At 66.4% G+C, this 19,505-nt stretch carries 17 protein-coding genes; 3 read left to right on the top strand and 14 right to left on the bottom strand.

From position 1 onward, the window contains the following. Positions 1 to 16 precede the first annotated feature (16 nt). The 7 genes from AC1Q7H_RS04705 to AC1Q7H_RS04675 form a co-directional block, all read right to left on the bottom strand. Positions 17 to 916, bottom strand: coding sequence for a glutamate/aspartate ABC transporter substrate-binding protein (locus AC1Q7H_RS04705; protein WP_013955560.1), 900 nt, complete (start codon positions 914 to 916; stop codon positions 17 to 19). 270 nt (positions 917 to 1,186) lie between these two features. Beyond that, positions 1,187 to 2,494, bottom strand: a complete 1,308-nt coding sequence (locus AC1Q7H_RS04700; RefSeq protein WP_013955559.1) for a Glu/Leu/Phe/Val family dehydrogenase — start codon at positions 2,492 to 2,494, stop codon at positions 1,187 to 1,189. 103 nt (positions 2,495 to 2,597) lie between these two features. Then, a complete protein-coding gene (locus tag AC1Q7H_RS04695) occupies positions 2,598 to 3,581 on the bottom strand; it encodes a LysR substrate-binding domain-containing protein (RefSeq protein ID WP_013955558.1) in 984 nt (327 codons plus the stop codon). A gap of 66 nt (positions 3,582 to 3,647) precedes the next feature. After that, positions 3,648 to 4,421: an ABC transporter permease gene (locus tag AC1Q7H_RS04690; RefSeq protein ID WP_013955557.1), complete on the bottom strand. Its 774-nt coding sequence runs from the start codon at positions 4,419 to 4,421 to the stop codon at positions 3,648 to 3,650. Between the two features lie 12 nt (positions 4,422 to 4,433). After that, positions 4,434 to 5,297 carry an ABC transporter ATP-binding protein gene (locus AC1Q7H_RS04685; protein ID WP_492380999.1) on the bottom strand — a complete coding sequence of 288 codons (864 nt, stop codon included), beginning with the start codon at positions 5,295 to 5,297 and terminating at the stop codon, positions 4,434 to 4,436. Beyond that, positions 5,294 to 6,436: an ABC transporter substrate-binding protein gene (locus AC1Q7H_RS04680; RefSeq protein WP_211980710.1), complete on the bottom strand. Its 1,143-nt coding sequence runs from the start codon at positions 6,434 to 6,436 to the stop codon at positions 5,294 to 5,296. Before AC1Q7H_RS04680 ends, AC1Q7H_RS04685 begins: the two co-directional genes overlap by 4 nt. Before the next feature lie 204 nt (positions 6,437 to 6,640). Then, positions 6,641 to 8,539: an ABCB family ABC transporter ATP-binding protein/permease gene (locus AC1Q7H_RS04675; RefSeq protein WP_013955554.1), complete on the bottom strand. Its 1,899-nt coding sequence runs from the start codon at positions 8,537 to 8,539 to the stop codon at positions 6,641 to 6,643. A gap of 107 nt (positions 8,540 to 8,646) precedes the next feature. On the opposite strand from AC1Q7H_RS04675, the gene AC1Q7H_RS04670 reads away from it, so the two are divergent. Further along, positions 8,647 to 9,051 (top strand): acyl-CoA thioesterase, encoded by a 405-nt coding sequence (locus AC1Q7H_RS04670; protein WP_013955553.1) that lies wholly within the window; start codon positions 8,647 to 8,649, stop codon positions 9,049 to 9,051. A gap of 81 nt (positions 9,052 to 9,132) precedes the next feature. Here AC1Q7H_RS04670 and AC1Q7H_RS04665 read toward each other — a convergent pair whose 3' ends face one another. The 6 genes from AC1Q7H_RS04665 to AC1Q7H_RS04640 form a co-directional block, all read right to left on the bottom strand. Continuing rightward, a complete protein-coding gene (locus tag AC1Q7H_RS04665) occupies positions 9,133 to 9,909 on the bottom strand; it encodes an enoyl-CoA hydratase (protein WP_211980708.1) in 777 nt (258 codons plus the stop codon). Positions 9,910 to 9,943: 34 nt separating this feature from the next. Then, complete coding sequence (locus tag AC1Q7H_RS04660; protein WP_211980707.1) at positions 9,944 to 10,900, bottom strand: DegV family protein; 957 nt, start codon at positions 10,898 to 10,900, stop codon at positions 9,944 to 9,946. A gap of 113 nt (positions 10,901 to 11,013) precedes the next feature. Beyond that, positions 11,014 to 12,213 carry an acetyl-CoA C-acyltransferase gene (locus AC1Q7H_RS04655; RefSeq protein WP_211982106.1) on the bottom strand — a complete coding sequence of 400 codons (1,200 nt, stop codon included), beginning with the start codon at positions 12,211 to 12,213 and terminating at the stop codon, positions 11,014 to 11,016. A 21-nt stretch (positions 12,214 to 12,234) separates the two neighbouring features. Beyond that, on the bottom strand, positions 12,235 to 14,658 hold the full coding sequence (locus tag AC1Q7H_RS04650) for a 3-hydroxyacyl-CoA dehydrogenase/enoyl-CoA hydratase family protein (protein ID WP_211980706.1): 2,424 nt from the start codon (positions 14,656 to 14,658) through the stop codon (positions 12,235 to 12,237). A gap of 76 nt (positions 14,659 to 14,734) precedes the next feature. Beyond that, positions 14,735 to 16,522 carry an acyl-CoA dehydrogenase C-terminal domain-containing protein gene (locus AC1Q7H_RS04645; protein ID WP_041227732.1) on the bottom strand — a complete coding sequence of 596 codons (1,788 nt, stop codon included), beginning with the start codon at positions 16,520 to 16,522 and terminating at the stop codon, positions 14,735 to 14,737. A gap of 76 nt (positions 16,523 to 16,598) precedes the next feature. Beyond that, the gene (locus tag AC1Q7H_RS04640) at positions 16,599 to 17,189 is read right to left on the bottom strand and encodes a TetR/AcrR family transcriptional regulator (protein WP_026201385.1); all 591 of its coding nucleotides are present in this window, start codon (positions 17,187 to 17,189) and stop codon (positions 16,599 to 16,601) included. Positions 17,190 to 17,238: 49 nt separating this feature from the next. Here AC1Q7H_RS04640 and AC1Q7H_RS04635 point away from each other — a divergent pair, with 49 nt between their 5' ends. After that, positions 17,239 to 17,556, top strand: a complete 318-nt coding sequence (locus AC1Q7H_RS04635) for a hypothetical protein (RefSeq protein ID WP_211980705.1) — start codon at positions 17,239 to 17,241, stop codon at positions 17,554 to 17,556. Here AC1Q7H_RS04635 and clsB read toward each other — a convergent pair. Next, complete coding sequence (gene clsB, locus AC1Q7H_RS04630; protein WP_211982105.1) at positions 17,550 to 18,893, bottom strand: cardiolipin synthase ClsB; 1,344 nt, start codon at positions 18,891 to 18,893, stop codon at positions 17,550 to 17,552. The two genes, AC1Q7H_RS04635 and clsB, sit on opposite strands and share 7 nt — an antisense overlap. 94 nt (positions 18,894 to 18,987) lie before the next feature. On the opposite strand from clsB, the gene mobB reads away from it, so the two are divergent. Then, the gene (gene mobB, locus AC1Q7H_RS04625) at positions 18,988 to 19,503 is read left to right on the top strand and encodes a molybdopterin-guanine dinucleotide biosynthesis protein B (RefSeq protein WP_013955545.1); all 516 of its coding nucleotides are present in this window, start codon (positions 18,988 to 18,990) and stop codon (positions 19,501 to 19,503) included. Positions 19,504 to 19,505 lie beyond the last annotated feature (2 nt).

Genomic DNA, 19,505 nt, shown 5'->3' with positions numbered 1-19,505 from the left:
TGCTGTCAACGGCAGGTCAGTCCAGCGCCTTGTCGTTCGGCGCCTTGATCAGCGCCTTCATGTCTTCAGACAGCGGGAAGTCCAGGTTGAGGCCCTTCGGCGGCACCGGTTGCATGAACCACTTGGTGTACAGGGTGTTGACCGAACCGTCCTTCATCATGCCGGTGATCACGGTATCGGACAGCTTCTTGAACTGCGGATCGTCCTTGCGGATCATGCAGCCATAGGACTCGCGCGATTGCGGCTTGCCCACCACGATCCAGTCGGCCGGGTTCTTCGCCTTGGCACGCTCGCCGTACAGCAGCGCGTCGTCCATCATGAACGCGACCGCGCGGCCCGATTCCAGCGTCAGGAACGACTGGCCGTGGTCCTTGGTGCTGATGATGTTCATGCCCAGCTTCTGGTCATCGTTCATCTTGCGCAGCAGGCGCTCCGACGTGGTGCCGGCGGTGGTGACGATGTTCTTGCCCTTCAGGTCGGCCCAGTCCTTGATGCCGGCATCCTTCTTCACCATGATGCGCGTGCCGATGATGAAGATGGAGTTGGTGAACGCAACCTGCTTCTGGCGTTCCAGGTTGTTGGTGGTGGAGCCGCACTCGATGTCGATGGTGCCGTTCTGCAGCAGCGTGATGCGGTTCTGCGAGGTGATCGGGATTTCCTTGACCTGCAGGTTCGGCAGCTTCAGCTGGTCCTTGATGGCTTCCACGATCTTCATGTTGATATCGTAGGAATAGCCGACTTGCCGCACGCCGCCCAGGTTGTAGTTGAACGGAATCGACGACTCGCGCACGCCCAGCGTGATGACGCCGGTGTCCTTGATCTTCTTCAGCGTGCCCGTCAGTTGTTCAGCTGCCTGTGCCGTCCCGCACATCACGCCCGCGGCAATCATCAGGGCAGCCAACTTGGCAAAATTCATAACATCTCCTTGACCATGAAGAGAAAGCGGGATTCTAGAGACAAAACCCCCACTGATGAAACAGTATTGCGCAGCATCCGCCGCAATACAACTGGGTTTTCTCCTAGAAGCCCACTTCAGGGCAATCACTGCGCACGGCATCCGGATACGACAACGCGGTCTCCGGCGCTAGCCGGAGACCGCGTCTGGCGGTCATGACCAGGGGCGCCGGGACGATTGCTGCGTTGCACCATGGCAGTGCCTCGTCCCGGCTTTCCTGTGCCCTGCCGATCAGGGATACAGGCCGCGCATCTCGCGCGCCTGCAGGATCCGCGTACAGGCCACGATAAACGCCGCCGTGCGCAGGGTCACCTTGTTGTCCTGTGCCACTTGCCAGATTGCCCGGAAGGCTTCTTGCATGATCCGTACCAGGCGCTGGTTGATCTCTTCCTCGGTCCAGAAGAAGCTCGAGAAATCCTGCACCCATTCGAAGTAGGACACGGTCACGCCGCCAGCGTTGGCGATCACGTCCGGGGCCACCAGGATATTGCGCTCGCGCAGGATGTCGTCCGCTTCCGGGGTGGTCGGGCCGTTGGCGCCCTCGATCACCAGGCGGGCCTTTATCTGCGGCGCGTTCTCGGCCGTGATCTGGCCTTCCAGCGCGGCCGGGATCAGGATGTCGCAGTCGACTTCCCAGAACTGCGCGGTACGCAGGACTTCGCCGCGGAAGCCTTCGATGGTGCCGCTGTGCGAGGCGTATTCCATCATCGCCGGCACGTCCAGGCCGGCCGGGTCGAACAGCGTGGTGCGGTGGTCCTGCACCGCCACCACCTTGGCGCCGGCCTCATGGAACAGCTTGGCGGCCACGGCACCCACGTTGCCGAAGCCCTGCACAGCCACGCGCGCGCCCTTGATTTCCAGGCCGATATTGCGCGCGGCTTCGGAGCCGACCACGAACACGCCGCGGCCGGTGGCTTCGTGACGGCCGAGCGAGCCGCCCAGCGAGATCGGCTTGCCGGTCACCACGCCGGTGGCCGTGCTGCCGGAGTTCATCGAGTACGTGTCCATCATCCAGGCCATGACCTGGGCGTTGGTGTTCACGTCCGGCGCCGGAATATCCTTGCTCGGCCCGATGATGATGTTGATTTCGCTGGTGTAGCGGCGCGTCAGGCGTTCCAGTTCGGCGTGCGAGAGCGTGCGCGGATCGACGCGGATGCCGCCCTTGGCACCGCCGTAGGGCACGTTGACCGCGGCATTCTTCACCGACATCCAGGCCGACAGCGCCATCACCTCGGACAGGGTCACGTCCTGGTGGAAGCGCACGCCGCCCTTGCCCGGGCCGCGCGACAGGTTGTGCTGCACGCGATAGCCCTCGAAATGGGCAATGGTGCCGTTATCCAGTTCGATGGGAACGTCGACGATCATCGCGCGCTTGGGGCGCTTGAGGGTTTCGACCCAGCGTGCCAGCGAGCCCAGGTAAGGCGTGACACGGTCGACCTGCTGCAGGTAGATGCCCCAGGGGCCGAGATTGTCGGCATTGAGGTAAGACGGGAGTGCGTGCTTTTGGCCAGCAATATTGGTCGGTGCTGCGGAAGACATCGGTTGGTTCCGGTGTGAAGAATGCCCGCAAGCTTAGGGGTGGCGCCCCGCCCGAATCCAATGCCGTTTGCTCATCCGGTCATGCAAAACCTGCATAACCTTGTCATCTGGCGGAAACCGGGGCACCGGCCGGCTGGGCGGACTGGGCCGCTGACAAGGTCGACCACACCTGATCGACCAGCTGGCGCTTGCGCCGTGCCCCGGCGCGGCGTTCGTTGCCGTTCTCGCCCGGGCGCTCGCGGTACAGCCGGATTTCCATGTCGATCGACAGCGGCAGCCCGCGCGCCGACTCGGCCCGCACCAGCCGGCCCGCGGCCACGTCCTCGCGCACCGCGCTTTCGGGCAGGAAGGCCATGCCGTGGCCGGCCAGCGCCATCACCTTGAGCGCCTCGGCCATGTCGGTCTCGTAGCATTTGTCGAGCTTGAGCGCCTCGGAGGTGTCGGCCAGCAGCAGGTCGACCATGCGGCCGAGGAAGGCGTTGGGCGTGTAGCTGAGGAAGGGCACCGGCTTCTTGTCAGTGCCGGGCAGCCGGAACTGCGGCTTGCCGGCGGCGTCCGGCACGCTGTAGGGCGACAGCCGCTCGGTACCAAGCACCAGCATGTCGTACCGGGCTGGATCCAGCTGGATCGCTTGGCGCGCATGGTGGTAGACCATCACCAGGTCGCAGCCGCCCTCCACCAGCATCAGCACCGCGTCGTGGACGTTGAGCGCGCGCAGCCGGCACGGCAGCGTGCCGATCCTGCGCTCCAGCGCCTTGAGCCATTCCGGGAAGAAGGTCAGCGACAGCGTATGCGGCACCGCGAACTCCAGCACCTGGGCGTTGGCCGAGCGCTGGCCGCGCATCAGCGCGCGGGTCTCGCTGACCTGCGCCAGCATGGCCAGCGCCTGCTCGTAGAACACCTTGCCGGCCGGGGTCAGGCTGGTGGGGTAGCTCGAGCGGTCGATCAGCTCGGTGCCGACCCACGCCTCCAGCGACTGGATGCGGCGCGAGAACGCGGGCTGCGTGACGTGGCGCAGTTCGGCCGAGCGCGAGAAGCTGTGCGTCTCGGCCAAGCTGACGAAGTCTTCAAGCCATTTGATTTCCATGACGCGGATTATCCACCCGCGCCGGGCTGTCCGTCACCTACGTGTCACCTGCCCGGCAGCAAGCCGTCAGCCGCGATGTGCCCAGCCCGTCATGCGCTTCTCGACCACCGCAAACAGCTCGTACATCGCCATCGCCATCACCGCGATTACCACCAGCCCGGCAAAGGCCAGCGGCATCTTCATGGCCGAGCCGGCCGACACCAGCAGGTAGCCGATGCCTTCGTTGGCGGCGTTCATCTCCGACACCGTGGTGCCGACAAAGGCCAGCGTGATCGCCACCTTCAGCGAGGCGAAGAAATACGGCATCGCGCGCGGCAGCCCGACCTTGAACAGCACGTCGCGCCGTTTGGCGCCCAGCACGCGCAGCACGTCTTCCAGCTCCGGCTCCAGCGTGGCCAGCCCGGTGGCGATATTGACCATGATCGGGAAGAACGAGATCAGGAACGCGGTCAGGATCGCCGGGCCGGCGCCCAAGCCGAACCACACCACCAGGATCGGCACGAAGGCGGCCTTGGGCAGCGCGTTGAAGGCCGTCATCAGCGGATAGCTGGCGGCATAGAGCAGCCGCGACGAGCCCATTGCCAGCCCCAGCAGCACGCCCACGGCGATGGCCACGCCGAAGCCCACCATGGTGGTCCAGAAGGTGCGCCACGCATGGCCGGCGATCACGCCGGCATATTCCACCAGCGAGGCCACGATCGCCGACGGCGTCGGCAGGATGAAGTCGGACACGCCGAAGGCCATGCACGCGCCCTGCCACAGCAGCAGCACCGCGGCCAGCAGCAGCCAGGGCGCCACGCGCTGCACGCGGCGCTCTTGCGCGGAAGTCAGAGTCATCATCGTTGGGTTGCCTTAGTGTTGCCGCACATGGCCGATCTTTTCGCGCAACACGTGCACCAGGTCGGCAAAGGGCTCGGTATAGGTCAGTTCCAGGTCGCGCGGGCGCGGCAGGTCAATCTCCTTGCGCATCAGGATGCGGCCCGGGCGCTGGCTCATCACGTAGACGGTGTCGGCCAGGAACACGGCCTCGCGCAGGTCGTGCGTGACCAGGATCACGTTGAAGCGCTGCGCCTGCCACAGGTCGCGCAGCACGCACCAGAGCTCCTCGCGGGTAAAGGCGTCGAGCGCGCCGAAGGGCTCGTCCAGCAGCAGCATGCGCGGCTCGTGGATCAGCGCGCGGCAGATCGAGGCGCGCTGCTGCATGCCGCCGGACAGCTGCCACGGGTATTTGTCCTCGTAGCCGGCCAGGCCCACCGTATGCAGCAGCTTGCGGGCGCGCTCGATGTACTCGTCGCGACGTGCGCGCAGGGTGGAGCGATACGGCTCGACGATCTCCAGCGGCAGCATCACGTTGTCCAGCGTGGTGCGCCACGGCAGCAGCGTGGGCGCCTGGAAGGCCATGCCGACCTGCTTGAGCGGGCCGGTCACCTTCTGGCCGGCGATTTTCACGATGCCGCGCGTGGCCGGCTTGAGCCCCGTCGCCAGCTTCATGAAGGTGGACTTGCCGCAGCCGGACGGGCCGACGATGGCAATGAACTCACCCGGCGCCACCTGCAGTGAGATGTCCTCGACCGCGAACTCGCCCTTGTGCGCCAGCTCGTCGTTATAGGCCAGCCAGACCCGGTTGAAATCGACAAAGGGTTCAGCGGCCGCGGGCGCGGCGGGCGCGGCACTGCCGCCGGACGCGGGCATGAAGGCAGCCTGGCACGTCATCATCGCAGCACATCCAGTTCGGCCGCGCTGGGCAGGAACGCGTCGGTCCACAGCGCATCGGGGTCGATGCGGCCCTTGGTGCCGAAGGCATCGGCCACCTGCGAGGCCATCAGCGACAGGCGCGGCTTGCTGATGCGCCCGAAACCCTCGGCCTTCGCGTCCGGCGACTTGACCACGCTGTCCAGCGCAAGCTTGAGCCGGCGCACTTCCAGCTTTTCGTCGATGATGCCGTCGCGCGCCTTGACCGCCTTGATGCCCTCTTCCGGCCGCGCGATCACGTCGCGCGCCGACTTGCTGAAGGCGCGCAGGAAGGCCTTCACCGCCTCGGGGTTCTTCTTAATGAACTCCTCGGAGGCGATCACCGCGTTGCCGTACAGCTTCACGCCGAACTGCGGGTACGGCAGCACCACCATGTCTTCATCCTTCACGCCGCGCGCGTTCAGGTTCAGGATCGAGGTGAACGAGAACCCGGTGATGGCATCGAGGTCGCCGCGCGTGAGCATGGTCTCGCGCAGCGTCGGGTCCATCGCCTGCCAGTTGAACGAGGACGGCTGCAGGCCGTTGGCCTTGGCGAAGATCGGGAAGGCGCGGCGGCCGGCGTCGAACACCGGCGCGCCCATGCGCTTGCCGGCGAGGTCCTTCGGCGCGCGGATGCCGGACTTCTTCAGCGCCAGGACGGCCGCGGGCGTGTTGTTGTAGACCATCATCACGGCCACCGGCTTGTTCTTGGCGTCGGGGTTGTTGCCGTAGAACTCCATCACCGACGACATGTCGGCGAAGCCCATGTCGTACGTGCCCGAGGCCACGCGGTTGACCACGTTGCCCGAGCCGTTGCCGGCGTCGATCGAGACATCGAGCTTCTCGGCCTTGTAGTAGCCCTTCTGCTCGCCTAGCAGGAACAGCGCCGCCGGCCCTTCGAAGCGCCAGTCGAGCTGGAAGCGGACCTTGGTTGGTGCAGCCTGCGCGTGGGCCGCGCCGGTGAATTGTGTTGACAGCACCAGGCTGGTGCCGATCATCACGCCGAGCTTCAGCAGGCGGCGCCGTGCCGTGATGCGGGCCGCGCGCGTGCCGGCATTGTCAGTGTTCCCGGCGGCAGCGGCACAAACACCGGGGGACACTGGCGCAGCGTGGAAATGAGGCATGGAATCTCTCCGTGGATCGTGATCTCGGAGGGATTCGTCCGCAAGGGACGTGCCAGGTTTTGAAGCTCCGTTTCAGGGCGTGCCCGCAAGCGATTGCCGAACCAAAATCGTGCGAGGCGATTGCCGCATCGGCATCGTCGGCAATGATTGTCGACAATGCCCGCCGCCCCTTGGTGCACGCGGATGCAGGAGAATGCAGTCCCGTCAGGCGTCCTGCGTGGCGTCGCCAACGTCGAGTGCCAGCGCATCCGCGCCCACGGCTTCGCCGCCCTTGGCGGCGGCGCGCGCCTGGATGTCCCACATCTCGGCGTAGCGGCCACGCGCGCGCATCAGCTCGGCATGGGTGCCGCGCTCGACGATGCGGCCGTGGTCCATCACCAGGATCTGGTCGGCATGCACGACGGTGGACAGCCGGTGCGCGATCAGCAGCGTGGTGCGGTTCTGCGCCAGCCGCATCAGCTCGGCCTGGATCGCCTGCTCGGTGCGTGAATCCAGCGCCGAGGTGGCTTCGTCGAAGACCAGCACCGGCGGGTTCTTCAGCAACGTGCGCGCGATCGCCACGCGCTGCTTCTCGCCGCCGGACAGCTTCAGGCCGCGCTCGCCCACCGGGGTGTCGTAGCCCTGCGGCAGCTCGCGGATGAAGCTGTCGATCTGCGCGGCGCGCGCGGCGGCGATGACCTCGTCGCGGCTGGCGTCGGGCCGGCCGTAGGCGATGTTGTAGAAGATGCTGTCGTTGAACAGCACCGTGTCCTGCGGCACGATACCGATGGCGCGGCGCAGGCTGTCCTGCGTGATCGCGCGGATATCCTGGCCGTCGATCTCGATGGCGCCGCCGTTGACGTCGTAGAAGCGGAACAACAGCCGCGCCAGCGTCGACTTGCCCGAGCCGCTGTGCCCGACCACCGCGGTGGTGGTGCCCGCCGCGATGGTGAAATCCACGCCGTCCAGGATCAGCCGGTCCGGCTCATAGCTGAAGCGCACGCCGCTGAAGCGCACCTGCGCGCCGTTGACCTGCAGCGGCTTCGCATCAGGCGCGTCGGCCACCTCCTGGTTGGTGCCCAGCAGCACGAACATGCGGTCCATGTCGGTGGTGGCCTGCTTGATCTCGCGGTAGATCACGCCGAGGAAGTTCAGCGGGATATAGAGCTGGATCATCAGCGTATTGACCAGCACCAGGTCGCCCAGCGTGAGCTTGCCGTCGACCACGCCCACGGTGGCGCGCCACAGGATCAGGATCAGCCCCAATGCGATGATGGTCTGCTGGCCGAAGTTCAGGAACGACAGCGAATTCTGCGAGCGGATCGCCGCGGTGCGGTACTTGCGCAGGTTCTCGTCGTAGCGCTGCGCCTCATACTCTTCATTGCCGAAGTACTTGACCGTCTCGAAGTTGAGCAGGGAATCGATCGCCTTCTGGTTGGCGCGCGAATCCAGCTCGTTCATGCGGCGGCGGAAATGCGTGCGCCATTCCGTCACCACAATGGTGAAGACGATATAGCCCACCAGCGCGCAACCGGTGATGGCCGCGAACCAGATGTCGTAGTGCAGGATAAAGAAGCCGATCACCAGCCCCATCTCCACCAGCGTGGGCAGGATGCTGTACAGCGAATACGAGATCAGCGACTGGATGCCGCGGGTGCCGCGCTCGATGTCGCGGCTCATGCCGCCGGTCTGCCGGTCCAGGTGGAAGCGCAGCGACAGCGCGTGCAAGTGCCGGAACACCTGCAGCGCGATCTCGCGCACCGCGCTCTGCGTGACCTTGGAAAAGAGCATCTCCCGCAACTCGGTGAACAGCGTCGCCGACAGCCGCAGCAGCCCGTAGGCGACGATCAGCCCGACCGGCACGGCCAGCAGCGCGCGCGGGTCGCCCGGCTGCAGGTTCATGCTATCGATCAGCTGCTTCATCAGCACCGGCACGCCCAGGTTGGCCACCTTGGCAGACACCAGGCACGCCAGCGCCAGCATCACGCGCCACTTGTAGTGCCAGACATAGGGCAGCAGGTTGCGCACCGTCTGCCAGTCGCTGCGGGGCGCGCGCTGACCGGGGAAGAGCGTGTTTGAAGCAGGAGCGGGGGCCGGCTCAGCGGTCGTGGAATAGCGGCGCATACGTTAGAATTCGGGCCAATGCGCGATTGTCGCAGAGTTCGCATTACGTGGCAGGCGAAGGGTCTTTCGCCGCGCCCCGCCCCTTCCGCAGTCCACCACACACCGTCATGAACGCTCCCCACACCGTCCCAGCCCTGCCCGCCGGCAAGAATCCCGCTCTGCGCGTAGTGCCCATGCCCGCCGACGCCAATGTGCACGGCGACGTTTTCGGCGGCTGGATCATGGCGCAGGTGGATATCGCCGGCTCGATCCCGGCGGTGGAACGCGCCCAGGGCCGCGTGGCCACCGTCGCGGTCAACTCCTTCCTGTTCAAGCATCCGGTGTTCGTTGGCGACCTGGTCAGCTTTTATGCGGACATCGTCAAGACCGGCCGTACCTCGATCACGGTGTCGGTCGAGGTCTATGCGCAACGGATGCGCCACAGCAATGAGATCGTCAAGGTTACGGAGGCCACGCTGACGTATGTGGCGACAGATGAATCGCGGCAGCCGCGGGTGTTGCCGTCGGCTTGAGCGCCTCGCCCCCGAATGCAAAAAGCCGTCTGCGCGTAACGCAGGCGGCTTCTTTTATTCCTTTCCGGGGCTCCGGCCGGCTTACTCAAACTTCGTAAAATCCGGCTTGCGCTTCTGGAAGAAGGCAGCAAACGCCTCTTTCGCCTCCGGCGCCACCAGCATCTTCCGGAACACCGCGCCCTCCTCGGCCATCTGCTTTTCCACAGCCGCCACATCGCCCGCCTTCATCAGCCGCTTGGTCTCGCGCAGTGAAGACGCCGGCAGGGCCGCCAGCTTGCGCGCCTGCTGCAGCGCAAAGTCGTGCAGCTCGGCCACCGACAGCACCCGCGTCACCAGCCCGATCTCCAGCGCCTCCTGCGCGCTGAAAGCCTCGCCCAGCAGCAGCTTCTCGGCCGCGCGCTGGTAGCCGACCAGCCGCGGCAGCAGCAGGCTCGAGGCCGCCTCGGGGCACAGGCCCAGCTGCACGAACGGCAGCGACAGCTTGGCCGTATCGGACGCATAGACCAGGTCGCAATGCAGCAGCATGGTGGTGCCCACCCCGACCGCGGCACCGCTGACGGCTGCCACGATCGGCTTGGTGGCGTGGCTGATCTGGTAGAGGAACTGGAACACCGGCGCCTGCTCGGCGCCATCGCCCGCGCTAGGCGGGCGCTGCATGAAGTCTTCCAGGTCGTTGCCGGCGGTAAAGATCTCGGGCTTGCCGCGCAGCAGGATGGCGCGCACGTTGCGGTCGGTCTCGGCCGCGCGCAGCGCGTCGGCCATGGCCTGGTACATCGCCGCGGTGATGGCGTTCTTCTTGTCGATGCGGTCGAACTCGATGGTCAGGATGCCCTGCTCGATGCCGGTGCGGATGCTCATGGTGTCCTCGTCTGTGGATGCATTGCTTGGAGGGTTATTCAAAAGGCGGCGGCGATTCGGAAAGATAGCTCAGCCCGAACGCGCGCGCGCCGACATTCAGCGCCACCGTCAGGCTCATCGGCGCCAGCATCAGCTCCACGCCCTGGCCGCGCGCGGTGCGCTCCAGCGACTGGAAGGCCGGCATCGCGCGCACGGCGTCGAGCGGGCCGGCATAGCAGACGGAGATCGCCGGGACCATCAGGTCACCGCCGCGGATGCACTGCTCGGCATGCTGCAGCACGCGGCGCGCACCCTCCTCGGAGCCGCGCGCCCTGGCAATGGCGTCAGTGTGCCCGCGGTGCATGCGCACCACCGGGCGGATATTGAAGGCGCTGCCCATCACATAGCGCCCCCAGGTGATGCTGCCCTCGCCCTTCTGGCGCGCGCGCGTGTACATGTAGAGCAGCTCGTCGGGCACCAGGAACATATGGGCGGCGTCGCGCAGGCGCGTCTCGACCGCTTCCCGCACCGCCTGCGGGCTGGCGCCGGCGGCGGCCATGCGCGCGGCTTCGCGCACGATCAGCGCCTGGCCCGGCCCGATCGCGCCGGTGTCGACTACGGTCAGGTCGAACAGGCCGGTGCGCCCGGCTTCCTTGCGCAGGCGCACGCTGCGCGCCACGGTACCGATCACCGCGCCGGTGGCATGCGCATACAGCTTACTGCGCGAACTGGCGATGGTGAACAGGATGGCGCGGTCGCAATGGGCCACTACATTGCGCAGCAGGTGTTCTTCCAGCTCGCGCTCGAGCAGCGGGATCGATTCGGCGTAGTGGTCCTGGCGGCCAACCAGGTATTGATGGTAGAGCGTGGGTAGCGCGTCTTCATCGCGCGTATCGGCGACGAAATGCTCGCCCGCGCGGATGCGGAACGGAATGGTATGGATCTTCAGCTGGGCCATGACGTCGCGCGGCAGATCGCACGCGGCATCGGCCAGGATGGCTGTCTCCTGCATATTATTGTCTCCTCCCTACCTGGTGACCCGCATGGCGGGCGGCAGCCCCGGTACTGCTTTCTTCACCTGACAGAAGGGCGGGACAGTCCCGAGGGACCGTCCCGCAGGCGCGTTCAGACGCGCTCGAAAATACCTGCGGCGCCCATGCCCGTGCCGACGCACATGGTCACCATGCCGTACTTCAGGTTGTGGCGGCGCAGCGCGTGCACCACCGTGGCCGAACGGATCGCACCGGTGGCACCCAGCGGGTGGCCCAGCGCAATCGCGCCGCCCATGCAGTTGACCTTGGCCGGGTCCAGTTGCAGATCGCGCATCACCGCCAGCGACTGCGCGGCAAAGGCCTCGTTCAGTTCGATCCAGTCGAGCTGGTCCTGGGTCAGGCCCGCGGCCTTCAGCGCCGCCGGAATCGCTTCCTTGGGGCCGATGCCCATGATCTCGGGCGGCACGCCGCGCACCGCGAACGAGACGAAGCGCGCCAGCGGCACCAGGTTGAACTGCTTGAGGATCTTTTCCGAGACCAGGATCAGCGCGCCGGCGCCGTCAGAGGTCTGCGAGCTGTTGCCGGCGGTGACGCTGCCCTTGTTGGCAAACACCGGGCGCAGCTTGCCCAGGCCTTCCAGCGAGGTCTCCGGGCGCGGGCCTTCGTCCAGCGAGATCGTGCGCGTCTTCACGTTGACCTGGCCGCTGGCGAGGTCGGGGAAGCGCTCGACGATCTCGATCGGCGTGATCTCGTCCTTGAACTCGCCGGCCTGCTGCGCGGCGATGGCCTTCTGATGCGAGGCCAGCGAGAACGCATCCTGGTCCTCGCGGCTGACCTGCCATTGCTGCGCCACCTTCTCGGCGGTCAAGCCCATGCCGTAGGCGATGCCCACGTTCTCGTCGCGGGTGAAGATTTCCGGCGACATCGACGGCGAGTTGCCCATCATCGGCACCATGCTCATCGATTCCACGCCGGCGGCGATCATGACGTCGGACTCGCCCACGCGGATGCGGTCGGCCGCCATCGCCACCGCGCTCACGCCCGAGGCGCAGAAGCGGTTGACGGTGATGCCGCCCACGGTATTGGGCAGGCCCGACAGCAGCGCGCCGATGCGCGCCACGTTCAGGCCCTGCTGCGCCTCAGGAATCGCGCAGCCGACGATGGCGTCTTCGATCAGCTTCGGGTCCAGGTTCGGCACCTGCGCCACGGCAGCCTTCAGGATGGTGGCCAGCAGGTCGTCCGGGCGCGTGTTCTTGAACGCGCCCTTCGGGGCCTTGCCGATCGGCGAGCGGGTGGCCGCAACGATATATGCGTCTTGCAGTTGTTTCATGATGTCGGTTCCTCGCTTGCCCTGTTAGTTACGCACCGGCTTGCCGGTCTGCAGCATGCCCATGATGCGCTCCTGCGTCTTGCCGGTGCCGAGCAGGTCGACAAAGGCCTTGCGCTCCAGCGCCAGGAGCCAGTCCTCGCTCACCAGCGAGCCGGCCTCGACGTCGCCGCCGCACACCGCTTCGGCAATGCGGCTGGCGATCAGGAAGTCGTGTGCGGAGATAAAGCCGCCGTCGCGCATATTGACCAGCGATGCCTTGATGGTGGCAACGCCCGAGCGGCCGGCCACCGGGACCAGCGTCGGCAGCGGCGCGCGGTAGCCCGCGTTGGCCAGCGCGCGCACTTCGTTCTGCGCCACGTACAGCAGCTCATGCACGTTGAAGACGATCTTGTCGGACGGCTGCAGGTAGCCCATCTGGCGCGCTTCCAGCGCCGAAGCCGAGACCTTGGCCATGGCCGCGCTCTGGAAGCGGCTGGTCAGGAACTGCAGGATGTTGGTACTGCCCGCGGCCTGCGCAGCACGCGCGGCTGCCAGCGCGGCTTCCTTCAGGCCGCCGCCGGCCGGTACCAGGCCCACGCCCACTTCGACCAGGCCGATATACGTCTCCAGTGCGGCCACGCGCGAAGCCGAGTGCAGCATCAGCTCGCAGCCGCCGCCCAGCGCAATGCCGGACGCCGCGGAGACCACCGGCACCGAGGCGTACTTCACGCGCATCATGCCGTCCTGGAACTTCTTCACGAACGGCTCGATGCCCTTGGCGCCGCCCATCATGAAGGCGGGCATGGCCGCTTCCAGATTGGCGCCGGCGGAGAACGGGCCACCCGGCGCGCCCAGTTGCAGCGAAGTCGGCTGCCATACCACCAGGCCCTTGTAACCGGCTTCGGCCAGGTCGATGGCGCGGGTCAGGCCGTCGATCACGTCCGGCCCGATGGTGTTCATCTTGCTCTTGAACGAGACGACCAGCACGTCGTCCTGGCCTTCGCTCACCCAGATGCGCACGGCGTCGTTCTCTTCGACGGTGCGGCCGGCCTTGCGCGGATCGGCCGCGGCAGTGCCCTTGATCGCGGCACGGAATGCCTGGCGCTGGTACACCGGCAGCGTGCTGCGCACGACGAACGACTGCGTCGCCGGCGACCACGAACCGGCGGCGGCGTGCACGCCCTGGTTCTCTGCCACCGGCCCCTCGAATACCCATGCCGGCAGCGGCGCCGCCGACAACGCCTTGCAGGCTTCCACGTCTTCCTTGACCCACTCGGCCACCTGCTTCCAGCCGGCCGACTGCCAGTCCTCGAACGGACCCGAGGTCCAGCCGAAGCCCCAGCGGATCGCCAGGTCGATATCGGCGGCGGAACCGGCGATCTGCTCCAGGTACACGGCGATGTAGTGGAACACGTCGCGGAACACCGCCCACAGGAACTGCGCCTGCGGGTTGGTCGACTCGCGCAGCAGCTTGATGCGCTCGGCCGCATCCTTCTTCAGCATGCGCACCACGATCTCGTCGGCCTTCTTGCCGGCATCGACATACTGACCGGTCTTGGCGTCGAGCACCTTGATGGCCTTGCCTTCCTTCTTGTAGAAGCCGGCGCCGGTCTTCTGGCCCAGGGCGCCCGCGTCGACCAGGCCCTTGAGCACGGCCGGGGTCTTGTACACAGGCGCGAACGGGTCGTCGTGCAGCGTGTCCTGCATGGTCTTGATTACGTGCGCCATGGTGTCCAGGCCGACCACGTCCGCGGTGCGGAAGGTGGCGGACTTGGCGCGGCCCAGCTTGGAGCCGGTCAGGTCATCGACCACGTCGAACGGGATGCCGAACTTCTCGGCTTCGGCAAACACCGCCAGGATCGAGAAGATGCCGACGCGGTTCGCGATGAAGTTGGGCGTGTCCTTGGCGCGCACCACGCCCTTGCCGAGCGTGGTGGTCAGGAACGCTTCAAGCTGGTCGAGGATCTGCGGCTGCGTGGTCGCGGTCGGGATCAGCTCGACCAGGTGCATGTAGCGCGGCGGGTTGAAGAAGTGCACGCCGCAGAAGCGTGACTTCAGGTCGGCATCAAACCCGTCGGACAGCGCGGTGATCGACAGGCCCGAGGTGTTGGTCGCGAAGATCGCGTGCGAGGCCAGGTGCGGCGCGACCTTCTTGTACAGGTCGTGCTTCCAGTCCATGCGCTCGGCGATCGCCTCGATCACCAGGTCGCATTCCTTGAGCAGCGCGATGTCGTCCTCATAGTTGGCCGCCTGGATCAGGCCGGCCTCTTCCTTGATGCCCAGCGGCGCGGGCGAGAGCTTCTTCAGGTTCTCGATGGCGCGCAGCGCGATGCCGTTCTTGGGGCCTTCCTTGGCCGGCAGGTCGTACAGCACCACGGGCACGCGTGCATTGATCAGGTGGGCGGCGATCTGCGCCCCCATGACGCCGGCACCCAGCACGGCGACTTTCTTGACGATGAAATTGGACATGCTCGCTCCTGGATTAGTGAGCGTTAGACAGATGCGAAGCCGTCGTTCCCGGCCGGGAACGACGGGTAGAGTCGACTCAGAACAGGTCTGCGTCCAGCGCCATCAGCGTGGCCGAACCGGCGCGCGCCTTGCGGATCTCGGCGGCGGTTTCCGGCAGCAGCTTGGCAAAGTAGAAGCGTGCCGTGGCCAGCTTGGCGGTGTAGAACTTGTCGCCGCTGCCTTCCTTCTCCAGCGCGATCTTGGCCATGCGGGCCCAGAAGTACGAGAACACCAGGTGGCCCACCACGCGCAGGTACGGCACCGCGGCGGCACCCACCTCGTCGGCATTGCCCATCGCCTTCATGCCGATTTCCATGGTGAGCTTCTGCACCTTGTCGCCAATGTCGGCGAGCGGGTTGATGAACTCCTGCATGGCTTCGTTGGTGCCTTCGGCTTCAACGAACTCCTGCACGATCTTGCCGAAGGCCTTCATCCTGGCGCCCATGTCGCCCAGAATCTTGCGGCCCAGCAGGTCCAGCGCCTGGATGGTGTTGGTGCCTTCGTAGATCATGTTGATGCGCGCATCGCGCACATACTGTTCCATGCCCCACTCGGCGATATAGCCGTGGCCGCCGAACACCTGCATGCCCTCGTTGGTGGACGTGAAAGCGTTGTCGGTCAGGAAGGCCTTGATCACCGGCGTGAGCAGCGCGACCAGGTCGCCGGCCTGCTTGCGCACGGCTTCGTCAGGGTGCGACAGCTCGCGGTCGATCTGCAGCGCGGTCCAGTAGCTGAAGGCGCGGCCGCCTTCGGCGTAGGCCTTCTGCGTCAGCAGCATGCGGCGCACGTCCGGGTGCACGATGATCGGGTCGGCGGGCTTGTCCGGCGCCTTCGGGCCGGTCAGCGCGCGCATTTGCAGGCGGTCCTTGGCGTAGGCCAGCGAGTTCTGGTACGCCACTTCGGTCAGGCCCAGGCCCTGCGCGCCCACGCCCAGGCGGGCGGCGTTCATCATCACGAACATGGCGTTCAGGCCCTTGTTGGGCTCGCCGACCATCCAGCCGCGCGCGCCGTCCAGGTTCATCACGCAGGTGGCGTTGCCGTGGATGCCCATCTTGTGCTCGATCGAGCCGCATTTGATGCCGTTGCGCTCGCCCGGGTTGCCATTGGCATCGGGGATGAACTTGGGCACCACGAACAGCGAGATGCCCTTGGTGCCGCCCGGCGCGTCCGGCAGGCGTGCCAGCACCAAGTGGATGATGTTCTCGGCCATGTCGTGCTCGCCGGCCGAGATGAAGATCTTGGTGCCCGAGATCAGGTACGAACCGTCGGCCTGCGGCTCTGCCTTGGAACGCAGGATGCCGAGGTCGGTGCCGCAGTGCGGCTCGGTCAGGCACATGGTGCCGGTCCACACGCCCGAGACCAGCTTGGGCAGGTAGGTCTGCTGCAGTTCGGGCGTGCCGTGCGCGTGCAGCGCCTCGTACGCGCCGTGCGACAGGCCCGGGTACATGGTCCAGGCCTGGCCGGCCGAGTTCAGCATCTCGTAGACCACATTGTTGATCACGATCGGCAGGCCCTGGCCGCCGAATTCGGGATCGCAGGCGAGCGCCGGCCAGCCGGCTTCGACGTACTGCTGGTAGGCTTCCTTGAAGCCGGTGGGGGCCTTGACCACGCCGTCGCCGACGTAGGTGCAGCCTTCGCGGTCGCCCACCTGGTTGAGCGGGAATACCACGTCCGAGCAGAACTTGCCGGCTTCTTCGATGACCTGGTTGATGGTGTCCGCGTCGATGTCCGCGTGCGGCGGCATCGCCTTGAGTTCGGCTTCGGCGCCGAGCAGTTCATGGAGCACGAACTGCATGTCGCGCAACGGTGCGGTGTACTGGCCCATCTGAGACTCCTTGGAGTTGTGCGATGCCGCCACGCCGCCCGTCCCGCTTGCGCGATACGGTCCGACTGGGGCGACCTCAGGTACGGTAAGACTGAATCAGTTTGTTGAGCGCGACCATGGCAAGCTCGGCACTGTCAGGCAGGCGCAGGAAACGGGCGTCATGATGCAAGCCTAGTTCAAGGCTGTACATCTCGAACAGCATCAGGCGCGGATCGCAGTCCGCGCGCAGGTGCCCTTCCTCCCGCGCCTGGTTGATGGCGCGCGTGAGCGCTGCCCGCCAGATGGTGACGCTCTTGACCAGTTCGTCACGCACCAGGCTGCCGGCACGGTCGTCGTACTCCACGGCGCCGCTGATGTAGATGCATCCAGTCGTCACTTCCTGGATGCGCTTCTCCATCCAGCGCCGCACCATCGACCACAGCCGGGGCAGTCCGCGCGGCTCCTGCAGCGAGGGATAGAACACCTCCTGCTCGAACCGGCGGTGATACTCCCGCACCACCTCCACCTGCAGGTCTTCGCGCGAACCGAAATGCGCGAAGACACCGCTCTTGCTCATCTGCATGCGTTCCGCGAGCAGCCCGATGGTCAGACCTTCGAGCCCGTCGCGGGACGACAATTCCAGTGCGGCATCCAGAATCGCCACGCGCGTCATTTCACCCTTGCGCATTGGCGCGGGGGAGGCGGCGGCGGATTCGAGACGGGCTGACTGGTGTCGCATGTTTTTTCTCCGTTCTGCGATGCCCTGCTGCGGCATCGCGTATGACCCTGACGTTGCATTTCTGCTTGCGGCCGAACCGGCGGATTTGCCGGTGCATACCGCGAATGCACGCAGTCTAAGCCAAAAAAGAACGGTCGTTCAGATTATTCTGGCGCAGCAGCCGACCATCAAGCTTTTAATTAGACCGCTGTTTCTAAACGGACTGCAATGCAGCATGTCCTTCATGTCGGCCATGGCTGGCGCTGCAACCGGTTGCAGCCAGCGCCCTACCGCATGGCAGCAAACGCACACCGCGCTCGCAGCTGCCGTTCAGTAGCGCCCTGTGACACCAGCAATGACGACACCCAGGCGCAGCACCATATAGGCCGTCCAGTTGGCGAGCCGGTGCAGCGGCGAGCGGCGCGCATGCACCTCCGGCATCACGCGCACGCTGCGGTGCGCAATGGCGTATTCCAGTGCGGTACGCAGTTCAGCGGCGAAGGCCGCATCATAAACGGCGACATTGGCTTCGCGTGCAAGCAGCAGGCTGAACGGGTCCATATTGCTCGACCCGACCGTGGCCCAGGCCTCGTCCACCACGCCCACCTTGGCATGCAGGAAGCTCTCGGCATACTCGTAGATCTCGACGCCGGCCTCCAGCAGCGAGGCGTACAGCGCATGGGTGGCGTAGTGCTGCAGCCGGTATTCGACCCGGCCCTGCAGCAGCAGCCGCACGCGCACGCCGCGCGCGCGGCAGGCCAGCAGCGCGCGCCGCATCTTATGGCCAGGCAGGAAGTAGGCGTTGGCCAGGATCACGTCGTGGCGCGCGGCGCCCAGCGCGCGCAGGTATTCGCGCTCGATGGTGCGGCGGTTGCGCAGGTTGTCGCGCAGCAGCAGCGCGGCGCGTACGCCGCCCGCGGCTTCCGGGCGCGGCGGCAGGTCGGTGACCAGCGGGTAGTCGGCCACCGCGGCGGCGCGTTCGGCGCCGTGCATATCGCGCAGCGACAAGCGCCACCAGAGCCGCTCGGCGGACAGCGCAATGCCGTCCACCAGCGGGCCGCTGACCTGCACCGCGAAGTCATAGCGCGGCCCCAGGTTGGCGCCCTCGAACGGGCCGTGGTTGTGGTCGTCGATGATATTGATGCCGCCGACGAAGGCGACGCGCCGGTCGATCACCGCCAGCTTGCGGTGCAGCCTGCGCAGGTGGCGCCGCGCCAGCCGGAAGCCGCGCAGCATGCGGAACACGCGCAGTTGCACGCCGCCGGCGCGCAGCCGCGCGGCCAGCTCGGCGGGCATGTCGCCGGCGCCGAATCCGTCCACCGTCACGCGCACGGTCACGCCGCGCGCGGCGGCGCGGATCAGCGAGTCGCTGACCGCGCGGCCGACCTCGTCATCGGCATAGATGTAGGTTTCCAGCATCACCTGGAACGCGGCCTGGTCGATGGCGGCGATCAGCGCGGGGAAGAAGTCCTGGCCGCCGTGCAGCAGCCGCACCGCATTGCCGGTGGTGGGCTTGCCGCGGCGCCAGGTCCAGCGCAGCATGTGGCGGCGCGGCGCGTGGTCGCCGGCCGCGGCCGGGTCGTGCGCGCGGGCGTCGGCATGAGCGGAGTGGGATATCCGTGACATGCCGTGATTATCGGACAGATTGCCGGGCGCAAGGCGCCGCGCGCACATTGGCAGGCGCATCTCTGCTATCGTCGATACTGATGCTTGCCTGCGCAGCCAGCGACGGGCCATCGACGACTGACGCCCCCCCACGGAACCCATTGTGAAGGTATTCGGCATTACCGGATCGTCCGGCAGCGGCAAGACCACGCTGCTGGACCAGCTCATCCCCTGTTTCGTCGCCGCCGGCCTGCGCGTGGCCGGCGTCAAGCACACCCACCACGGCTTTGACCCCGACACGCCCGGCAAGGACTCCTGGCGCATGCGCGAGGCCGGCTGCGCCAATGTCGTGCTGGTCGGCGCGCGCCACCTGACGCTGATGCGCCACTATCCGGAGGCGGTGCCCTCGCCAGAACTGGACGATGCGCTCGCCGTACTGCCGGCCGACACCGAACTGGTGCTGGTTGAGGGCTACAAGCGCAGTGATTTTCCCAAGCTGGAAGTATATCGCCCGGCGCTGGGGCGCACGCCGCTGTGGGACGAGGTGCCGGGCGTGGTGGCGGTGGCCAGCGACGACCCTGCCGCGGTGGCCGCCATGACCGCGCTGCCGGTGCTGGACCTGAACGACCCGCAGGCGGTGTTCGCCTTCATCCGCGACTATCCGGAGCGCGCGCGCTGAAT

The organism is Cupriavidus sp. GW823-FHT06D04 (assembly GCF_058795055.1).
The sequence above is the reverse complement of the archived record's forward strand: the minus strand, read 5'-3'. Positions and strand labels throughout refer to the sequence as shown.

Bases quoted from the DNA above. Each gene is read 5' to 3' on its own strand.
- AC1Q7H_RS04685 (WP_492380999.1), bottom strand. From the start codon at position 5,297: ATGATGACGTGCCAGGCTGCCTTCATGCCCGCGTCCGGCGGCAGTGCC.
- AC1Q7H_RS04670 (WP_013955553.1), top strand. From the start codon at position 8,647: ATGAACGCTCCCCACACCGTCCCAGCCCTGCCCGCCGGCAAGAATCCC.
- AC1Q7H_RS04695 (WP_013955558.1), bottom strand. From the start codon at position 3,581: ATGGAAATCAAATGGCTTGAAGACTTCGTCAGCTTGGCCGAGACGCAC.
- AC1Q7H_RS04645 (WP_041227732.1), bottom strand. From the start codon at position 16,522: ATGGGCCAGTACACCGCACCGTTGCGCGACATGCAGTTCGTGCTCCAT.
- AC1Q7H_RS04660 (WP_211980707.1), bottom strand. From the start codon at position 10,900: ATGCAGGAGACAGCCATCCTGGCCGATGCCGCGTGCGATCTGCCGCGC.
- AC1Q7H_RS04700 (WP_013955559.1), bottom strand. From the start codon at position 2,494: ATGTCTTCCGCAGCACCGACCAATATTGCTGGCCAAAAGCACGCACTC.
- AC1Q7H_RS04705 (WP_013955560.1), bottom strand. From the start codon at position 916: ATGAATTTTGCCAAGTTGGCTGCCCTGATGATTGCCGCGGGCGTGATG.
- AC1Q7H_RS04635 (WP_211980705.1), top strand. From the start codon at position 17,239: ATGTTTTTTCTCCGTTCTGCGATGCCCTGCTGCGGCATCGCGTATGAC.
- AC1Q7H_RS04690 (WP_013955557.1), bottom strand. From the start codon at position 4,421: ATGATGACTCTGACTTCCGCGCAAGAGCGCCGCGTGCAGCGCGTGGCG.
- AC1Q7H_RS04665 (WP_211980708.1), bottom strand. From the start codon at position 9,909: ATGAGCATCCGCACCGGCATCGAGCAGGGCATCCTGACCATCGAGTTC.
- AC1Q7H_RS04675 (WP_013955554.1), bottom strand. From the start codon at position 8,539: ATGCGCCGCTATTCCACGACCGCTGAGCCGGCCCCCGCTCCTGCTTCA.
- AC1Q7H_RS04680 (WP_211980710.1), bottom strand. From the start codon at position 6,436: ATGCCTCATTTCCACGCTGCGCCAGTGTCCCCCGGTGTTTGTGCCGCT.
- AC1Q7H_RS04650 (WP_211980706.1), bottom strand. From the start codon at position 14,658: ATGTCCAATTTCATCGTCAAGAAAGTCGCCGTGCTGGGTGCCGGCGTC.
- clsB (WP_211982105.1), bottom strand. From the start codon at position 18,893: ATGTGCGCGCGGCGCCTTGCGCCCGGCAATCTGTCCGATAATCACGGC.
- AC1Q7H_RS04640 (WP_026201385.1), bottom strand. From the start codon at position 17,189: ATGCGCAAGGGTGAAATGACGCGCGTGGCGATTCTGGATGCCGCACTG.